The 5,184-nt window shown below is 34.6% G+C and carries 6 protein-coding genes and 1 tRNA gene; 4 read left to right on the forward strand and 3 right to left on the reverse strand.

The genetic code is table 11. The features are described from left to right. On the forward strand, window positions 1-762 hold a 762-nt coding region (locus GOQ16_RS16960), incomplete at its 5' end, for an aldo/keto reductase (RefSeq protein ID WP_160070386.1). 88 nt (window positions 763-850) lie between these two features. Here the strand turns inward: GOQ16_RS16960 and rplS are convergent. Continuing rightward, complete coding sequence (rplS, locus tag GOQ16_RS16965) at window positions 851-1,204, reverse strand: 50S ribosomal protein L19 (RefSeq protein ID WP_149913060.1); 354 nt, start codon at window positions 1,202-1,204, stop codon at window positions 851-853. A gap of 308 nt (window positions 1,205-1,512) precedes the next feature. Here rplS and GOQ16_RS16970 point away from each other — a divergent pair. The 3 genes from GOQ16_RS16970 to GOQ16_RS16980 all read left to right on the forward strand — a co-directional run bounded on the left by GOQ16_RS16970 (window position 1,513) and on the right by GOQ16_RS16980 (window position 3,563). Further along, window positions 1,513-1,589, forward strand: a tRNA-Pro gene (locus GOQ16_RS16970). Between the two features lie 293 nt (window positions 1,590-1,882). After that, complete coding sequence (locus tag GOQ16_RS16975; RefSeq protein WP_160070387.1) at window positions 1,883-3,118, forward strand: site-specific integrase; 1,236 nt, start codon at window positions 1,883-1,885, stop codon at window positions 3,116-3,118. Between the two features lie 169 nt (window positions 3,119-3,287). Continuing rightward, window positions 3,288-3,563 carry a helix-turn-helix domain-containing protein gene (locus GOQ16_RS16980; RefSeq protein WP_160070388.1) on the forward strand — a complete coding sequence of 92 codons (276 nt, stop codon included), beginning with the start codon at window positions 3,288-3,290 and terminating at the stop codon, window positions 3,561-3,563. A gap of 266 nt (window positions 3,564-3,829) precedes the next feature. On the opposite strand, the gene GOQ16_RS16985 is transcribed toward GOQ16_RS16980, so the two are convergent. After that, on the reverse strand, window positions 3,830-4,297 hold the full coding sequence (locus tag GOQ16_RS16985; RefSeq protein WP_160070389.1) for a GyrI-like domain-containing protein: 468 nt from the start codon (window positions 4,295-4,297) through the stop codon (window positions 3,830-3,832). 65 nt (window positions 4,298-4,362) lie between these two features. Beyond that, window positions 4,363-5,070 carry a helix-turn-helix transcriptional regulator gene (locus GOQ16_RS16990; RefSeq protein WP_160070390.1) on the reverse strand — a complete coding sequence of 236 codons (708 nt, stop codon included), beginning with the start codon at window positions 5,068-5,070 and terminating at the stop codon, window positions 4,363-4,365. Window positions 5,071-5,184: the final 114 nt, after the last annotated feature.

A 5,184-nucleotide genomic window follows, 5' to 3' on the forward strand; every position in this document is an offset into this window, starting at 1 on the left:
ATCGTGCATCTGAATAATATAATAATGCAAATATCCGATTATTTTTCTTCTACTCCACAGGTTTTGTACATGATCCGCAAACATTTGATGGAGGCTTGTCACGAGGCATTGACACGCCTGCAAACCGATTATTTGGATTTGTATTATTGCCATCGATCCGATCCAAATGTGCCGATGGAAGAGGTTGTTCGTACGATGAATACACTTATTCAACAAGGTAAAATTTTGTATTGGGGCACGAGTGAATGGTCAGCGGCTGAAATTGTGGAAGCGCATATGGTCGCAAAGGAATTGGGCTTGGAAGGTCCAGCGGTAGAGCAACCAGAATATAATTTATTCAATCGCCGTAAAATGGAAGCGGAATTTTTATCAATTTTCCAAAATATAGGAATGGGTACGACAATTTGGAGTCCATTGGCTTCGGGTTTGTTGACTGGAAAATATAACAACGGAATTCCAGAAGGTTCGAGAATGTCATTAGAAGGTTATGAATGGTTGAAGGAAAAATCTGTTGTAAACGATAAACTTGATAAAGTCGTGGAATTAGCAAAATTTGCTGAGGAATTAGGTGTAAGCTTAACTGCATTGTCTATAGCTTGGTGTGTCAGCAACCCCCATGTAACAACCGCAATTTTGGGAGCTACAAAAGAAAGTCAGCTGAACGAAAATCTAAAAGCACTAGAGGTTTTGCCTTTGTTGACTCCAGAAGTGTTAACAAAGATTGATGCAATAATGGGGACAAAACCTGAATTATTTAGGTAATTCAACATTAGATTTTGAGGAAATAAAAAAGGATGTAACAGCGTTACATCCTTTTTTATGTTTTGAAACGTCTCGTGAACGTCTAAACTTATTTAGAAATACGTTTAGATTTGATACGAGCAGCTTTACCAGTAAGGCCACGCAAATAAAATAATTTCGCGCGACGTACTTTACCTACGCTGTTTACGTCAATTTTTTCAATGTTAGGAGAGTTTACAGGGAAAATACGTTCTACACCAATACCGTTTGAGATTTTACGCACGGTAAAAGTAGCGTTAGTACCTTCGCTGTTTAATTGGATAACTACACCTTGATACACCTGAACACGCTCTTTGTTTCCTTCGCGAATTTTATAATGCACGCTGATGGTATCTCCTGCTTTGAAAGCGGGAAGTTCATTTTTTACTACCGCTTGTTCTTCTACAAATTTTACTAAATCCATGATTTCGAGTAATTATATAACGATTTATATCCTGTAAAAATCGGAATGCAATATTACAGCTTTTATTTTAATTTTTAAAATGTTTTCTTAACAAAGTTACCTTACTTCTAAGGTGAGTGCAAAGGTATGAAATATATCTTATTCTTCCTAACGTATTGTCAAGCATTTTTTATTTAATGGGAGTAAAATTCCATGAAAAAAATATGTAACAATGAATCAGGTTGTTAAATGGTAAAGTTGAAAAAAGTCTTGACAAATAAATAAATCGCTGTATATTTGCATCACAATCAATAAAGGTGATACCTTTTCGGGGTGTAGCGTAGCCCGGTATCGCGCCACATTTGGGATGTGGAGGTCGTAGGTTCGAATCCTGCCACCCCGACCACGCTTACTACAAGTAAGGTCAAAAACCCTCAAATTCTATGAATTTGAGGGTTTTTTGTTTTATTTCATATCAAAATATCCTAAAGAATATCAATGTAAATGTGAGTAAAACGGTGAGTCTTTTTAAGTTTTAAATTTACTCACCGAATAGCTTTTAATAGACTGTGAATCAACTATTTATTAATTTATTTTGATGCTATTTGTTATTGTTTGACTTCTTTTCTGTGAGCCCATAAATAGTTGAGGCAAAAGAACTGCACTAAGGAGCATTTGTCGAACTTAAAATAAATGGATATGAAGAGTAGAAACACCTTTGGGATTCAATTCGTGTTGCGGTTACCCAAAAACAAGAAAGATGAGATGGCTGTTGTTTATGCACGAATTACAGTGAATGGTCGAAGAGCTGAAATTTCCTTAAAAAGTAAAGTGTCAATTAATAATTGGGATGAAGCAAAAGGAAGAGCAAAGGGCAAACGAGAAGAAATTGTAAAATTGAACAGCCACATGGAACAAGTACGCTCGTTGATCTTTGATTGCTATCAAGAATTAATACAGCAGAATAAGCCAGTTTCCGTAAATGCAGTCAAAGCCAAGTATCTTGGTGAGGACATTGAAGAAGCAATGACTTTATTAAAGGTTGCTGAGTACCATAAGCAAGTTGCTACTACAAAACTTGCACCAGGTACCATGAAGAATTATTATACGACCGAAAGTTATCTCAAAAAATTTCTAAAGCATCAATATCGTAAAAACGATATAAGGTTGGATGAACTCAATTATAAGTTCATTCTTGATTTTGAGAACTTTTTAATTACTTATGAATCGGAGGATCATCACAAATCTCTTAATAACAATGGTGCAATGAAACATATAGAACGCTTACGTAAATTAGTTAATATGGCTGTTATGATGGACTGGTTAGAAAAAGATCCTTTTTCAAAATACAAGCTCCATTTCGAAAAAGTAGAACGAGGCCATCTCACAAAAGAAGAGTTAAACGTATTAAGTGAAAAGACCTTTAAAATTGAGAGATTACAAGCTGTGCTTGATATGTTTCTCTTTAGTTGTTATACAGGCCTTGCTTACATTGATATATTTAATCTAAGCCAAGACAATATAATTAAAGGAATAGATGGTCGTGACTGGCTAAAGACTAATCGACAAAAAACGAATACAATGGTTAGCGTTCCTCTTTTACCAGAGGCGGTACACTTGATTAAAAAATACGATGATCATCCCGTATCGGTTGGAAAAGGTAGACTTTTTCCAGTTATTTCTAATCAGCGTATGAATGGTTACTTGAAGGAGATTGCTGAAATTTGTGGAATCGACAAGAATTTTACATTCCACCTAGCAAGGCATACATTTGCTACAACCGTCACTTTGAGTAATGGCGTGCCAATAGAATCAGTAAGTAAAATGCTCGGACACACATCTATTCGTACTACACAGATTTACGCCAAAGTTGTGGAACATAAGCTGAGTGAGGATATGCAAAATCTAAGAGAAAGAATGGTTTCAAATAATTGATTTATATAGTTAATTACCTTTTAGAGCCAAAGACTACCAACTGATGCCATATTATAAAGCTCAATTTAAAAGTTTTGTTCATTTGGATTCATAAGGCATGATTTAATATAAAACACTTGTTTTCTGCCTTTGTGATTGAACTGAATTTAAATGATAAAAAAGAGAACAGATGAAAGTTGAGCTTATTACACGAGAAGATTTAGAAGACTTTAAAAAGGAAATCTTGCAAGAAATTAGAAGAAATACCTCACACCCTAGAAAATCAACAGAAGAACCAAAGGAATGGTTGAAAAGCTATGAGGTGCGCAAATTATTAGGGATTTCGGCAGGTACACTTCAAAATCTCCGATTAAATGAAACATTACCTTATACTAAGATCGGTGGGTTGATGTATTATCGTTTTGAAGATATTCGGAAATTAATGGATGGAATTGATGGAAGCTAAAACTTTAGTAAGACCAATTAAGCAGGATTTAACGTTCTGCTTTTTTTTGTCTTATTTTATCCTCAAAGCACATTTATTTCCCACTACAGATCCAAGGCGCATAAAAGAGCTTTGATTGAATTTTTAGATAAAGGATATTGAAGAAATATGTCACCCAGCAGACCCATCTCATTATTTTCTTCAATACCCTTTCCATCGGTTATTCAACCGATATTTTTAAGTAATATTTATTAGGCAGAATTTAAAGTTCTGCCTATTGCTTTTATTTATTCAGAAACAGAAAGATAGGTTTCTACTTCCGCATTATTTCCGTGATAATATTTTTTACCATGGATTGTAAAATCAGCTTTATAAGCGCGTTTCGAATCTAATTCCTTATCAGCCCATATTTCCAGCCAAGTGTTTCCGATAGCTTCAGGCATCTTACCTTTTGAAACAATTTTATGATAGGTACAGGTCTCGATTTCTATACCAACGAAACCATCAGGAATAACGGACAGCGTACTTACAGGCAAGCCGATAATAGTGGTGTATGCACTGGTAAAATCTGTTTCATAATCTGTATAAATGGCATAAATCTCATCACTAATTGTATTGGGAATTTGTTTTTGAATTTCTTCAGTCCAGAATTTTTTCCATAATGCTTCAATGTCTATAGCAGATTGTCCATTTGTGTTGATTGTACGAGTTGAGATCCCAATTACTTGAAATTTTTGAATGGTTTGATTGTTCATTTTGTTCTTTATTTTTTATTATGCCACAAAAATAAAGCAGCACAGTGACAACCCTATGGCAAGGGTTAATCACATTTTTTTAGAGTCATCTCAATATATTCTTCAAAAGTGATTTTATGCTTTTCAAAGCTTTCATTTAATACTTGTAAGCTCTTAATACGATCAAGTCGAAACGATCTGTAATCTTTGCGGAGTCGACAGAAAGCAATCAATAGCCAATTCTCTTGCGTCGTATAAATAGTGAAAGGTTCTACGGTTCGTTCGGTTATTTGATCATTATATGGTGAATAATACTGAATCTGAACAAGATTAAAATTTGTTAATGCTAATTGCAAAATCGATAGATTATTGCTGGTACGACTGCTTTCAAAGTTCTGTCCAGACAAGACTCTTTCCGAAAGTAAATTGGCTTTATCTTTTGTATTATTCCGTAAAACAGCTTTTATTTTATGAATAGCATCTGTATAATCTTTCACTAATGAAGCGTCTTTATTCTTTAGCACCAACTGCTCAGCAGTAATCAAAGCATTGGCTTCATTTTCAGTAAACATAACAGGAGGCATTCGGTAACCTTCCATCAAAGTATAACCTTTCCCGTCATCGGTCAAAATAGGAACGCCCGCTTGTTCCAATGTTTTAATTTTCCTGTAAATTGTTCGTTTACTTATCCCAAATTTTTCAGCAAGTTCATGTGCTGTTAGAAGTCGCTTACATTGTAGTTGAATTAAAATGGAAGTTAATCTAGTAAGCCGTTTTGTGTCCTTATCGATCATTAATTATTGTGTATTGGGAGCTTATTTTTTAACAGTACCTAAATAAGGGAAAAATGGCGGTGGATTTATATAGCAAGGATTGCTATATTTAATTCGCTAAAATTACTCAACCGC

This window comes from Sphingobacterium bovisgrunnientis, assembly GCF_009829085.1.
In the GTDB taxonomy this organism is placed as follows: domain Bacteria; phylum Bacteroidota; class Bacteroidia; order Sphingobacteriales; family Sphingobacteriaceae; genus Sphingobacterium; species Sphingobacterium bovisgrunnientis.

Excerpts from the sequence above, each read along its gene's own strand:
- rplS (WP_149913060.1), bottom strand. The coding sequence starts at position 1,204 with ATGGATTTAGTAAAATTTGTAGAAGAACAAGCGGTAGTAAAAAATGAA.
- GOQ16_RS16975 (WP_160070387.1), top strand. The coding sequence starts at position 1,883 with ATGAAGAGTAGAAACACCTTTGGGATTCAATTCGTGTTGCGGTTACCC.
- GOQ16_RS16980 (WP_160070388.1), top strand. The coding sequence starts at position 3,288 with ATGAAAGTTGAGCTTATTACACGAGAAGATTTAGAAGACTTTAAAAAG.
- GOQ16_RS16985 (WP_160070389.1), bottom strand. The coding sequence starts at position 4,297 with ATGAACAATCAAACCATTCAAAAATTTCAAGTAATTGGGATCTCAACT.
- GOQ16_RS16990 (WP_160070390.1), bottom strand. The coding sequence starts at position 5,070 with ATGATCGATAAGGACACAAAACGGCTTACTAGATTAACTTCCATTTTA.